Source organism: Burkholderia sp. Se-20378 (assembly GCF_017104665.1).
GTDB lineage: Bacteria > Pseudomonadota > Gammaproteobacteria > Burkholderiales > Burkholderiaceae > Burkholderia > Burkholderia lata.
Map to the genome: position 1 here is coordinate 1 of NZ_JAAGPG010000840.1, position 2,373 is coordinate 2,373.

General features: G+C 68.8%; 1 protein-coding gene and 1 pseudogene. One reads left to right on the top strand and one right to left on the bottom strand.

Annotated features, from left to right (window positions below; translation table 11 throughout):
• Nucleotides 1-333, top strand: a pseudogene (locus tag G3N93_RS38115) (SAM-dependent methyltransferase); the annotation flags it as partial.
• A gap of 127 nt (nt 334-460) precedes the next feature.
• On the opposite strand, the gene ppc reads toward G3N93_RS38115, so the two are convergent.
• The coding region (gene ppc, locus G3N93_RS38120; RefSeq protein WP_206135341.1) for a phosphoenolpyruvate carboxylase at nt 461-2,373 on the bottom strand (1,913 nt) is incomplete at its 5' end.

The window sequence follows — 2,373 nt, forward strand, 5'->3', positions numbered from 1 at the left end:
TTGATGATCGACATCGCGGGCAACGACCATCCGCTTCTCGACACGTACCTGCAGGCCGCGGAAGTGCTGCGCGACGCGTCGCACGTGCGCGACTACCGGGCGGACGAATGGCTTGCGATGTTCCGCGAAGCCGGCTTCGACGCGCACGTGCACAGCCGCTGGCGGCTGCCGATCGATTTCGATACGTGGGTCGCGCGCATCCGCACGCCGGCCGACAGCGTCACCGGCATTCGCGCGCTGTGGGCGCATGCGCCGGACGAGGTGCGCGGCTACTACGCGGTGCAGCCCGACGGTTCGTTCGAACACGATGCGTTGCTGATCGACGCGCACTGAGCGCGAGGTGGGCCGCTGCGGTTTTGCCCGCGCATGAAAAAAGCCGCGATACGCACCGTAGGCACGGTGGCGTATCGCGGCTTCTACGATGCCGGCCGGCGCGGAATCACACCGCGCCGCAGGCGGATCAGCCCGTGTTGCGCAGGCCGGCCGCGATCCCGTTGATCGTCAGGTGAATCCCGCGGCGCAGCCGCGCGTTCGTGTCGCCCGCGCGGTGACGCTTGATCAGCTCGACCTGCAGGTGGTTCAGCGGATCGAGATACGGGAAGCGGTTCTTGATCGAGCGCGCCAGCAGCGGGTTGGTCGCGAGACGGCCTTCGTGCCCGGTGATCTCGGCCAGCGCCTGCGACGTGCGCTCCCATTCCGCGACGATCCGCTCGAACACGTGCTTGCGCAGCTTGCGGTCGGAAACGAGCTGCGCGTAGCGCGACGCGACCGCGAGGTCGGTTTTCGCGAGCACCATGTCCATGTTCGACAGCAGGTTCGCGAAGAACGGCCAGGTCTTGTTCATCTTCTTCAGCAGCGCGACGCGCTTCGTGCGCTCGGCGTCGTCCTGCGCGCCGTCGAGATACGCACTCACCGCGCTGCCGAAGCCGTACCAGCCCGTCAGCAGCAGCCGGCACTGGCCCCACGAGAAGCCCCACGGAATCGCGCGCAGGTCCTCGATCTTGCGCTGCTTCGGATCCTGCAGCTTGCGCGAAGCCGGGCGGCTGCCGATGTTCAGCTCGGCGATCTCGGTGATCGGCGTCGACGAGAAGAAGTAGTCGGTGAAGCCCGGGGTTTCATAGACGAGCGCGCGGTACGCGGCCATCGCCGAATCGGACAGCGTCTGCATCGCGGTCTCGAACACCGGCAACTGCGCGGGCGCGTTGTTCTGCGGCAGGAGCGTCGCCTCGAGCGTCGCGGCGACGACCGTCTCGAGGTTGCGGCGGCCGATCTCCGGGTTCGCGAACTTGCTCGCGATCACCTCGCCCTGTTCGGTCAGGCGGATCTGGCCGTTCACGGTGCCCGGCGGCTGCGACAGGATCGCCTGGTAGGTCGGGCCGCCGCCGCGGCCGACCGTGCCGCCGCGGCCGTGGAACAGGCGCAGCGTGATCTTGCGGTCGCGGAACAGGTCGACGAGCGCGAGCTCCGCGCGATACAGCTCCCAGTTCGACGTGAGGAAGCCGCCGTCCTTGTTGCTGTCCGAATAGCCGAGCATCACTTCCTGCTCGGCGCCCTGGTGCGCGATCAGCGCGTCGATGCCCGGCAGTGCGAAGTATTCGCGCATGATGCGCGCGGCGTCGCGCAGGTCGGGAATCGTCTCGAACAGCGGGATCACCATCAGGCTGTTCTTCGCATCGCCGCCCGGCACGCCGAGCGCGCCGTCGAGCAGGCCCGTCTCCTTCTGCAGCAGCAGCACCTCGACGAGGTCGCTGACGGTTTCCGTATGCGAAATGATGTAGTTGCGCACCGCGCGTGCGCCGAATTGCGCGCGGACTTCGCGCGCCTTCTCGAACACGCCGAGCTCGCTTTGCGCGAGCGGCGAGTATTCGAAGTACGGCGAGCGCAGCGGACGCGGATCGGCGAGCGCGGCGAGCAGCACGCGCAGCTTGTCTTCCTCGGCGAGCGCCGCGTAGTCGGCCTCGACGCCTGCGCGAGCGAACAGTTCGGCGACCACGGCTTCGTGGATGTCGGAGCTCTGGCGCAGGTCGATGCTTGCGAGATGGAAGCCGAACACTTCGGCCGCGCGCACGAGCGGCGCGGGGCGCAGCGCGCGCAGCTTTACTTCCTGGGCGAGCGCCTCGTAGTCGGCCTCGTGGCCTGCGGGGGCGAACGGTGCGGCGACCACGGCTTCGTGGAGGGCTGGGCTCTGGCGCAGGTCGATGCTTGCGGGATGGGAGCCGAACACTGCGGCCGCGCGCACGAGCGGCGCGAGGCGCGGCGCGGCGAGCGACGTGCCGTGGTGGTCGTCGAGCGACGCGGTCAGCACCTTCAGGTCGGCGACGAACGCTTCGGAATCCGCATACGGTGTCGCGCGCACGGGCGCCGCGCCGCGGC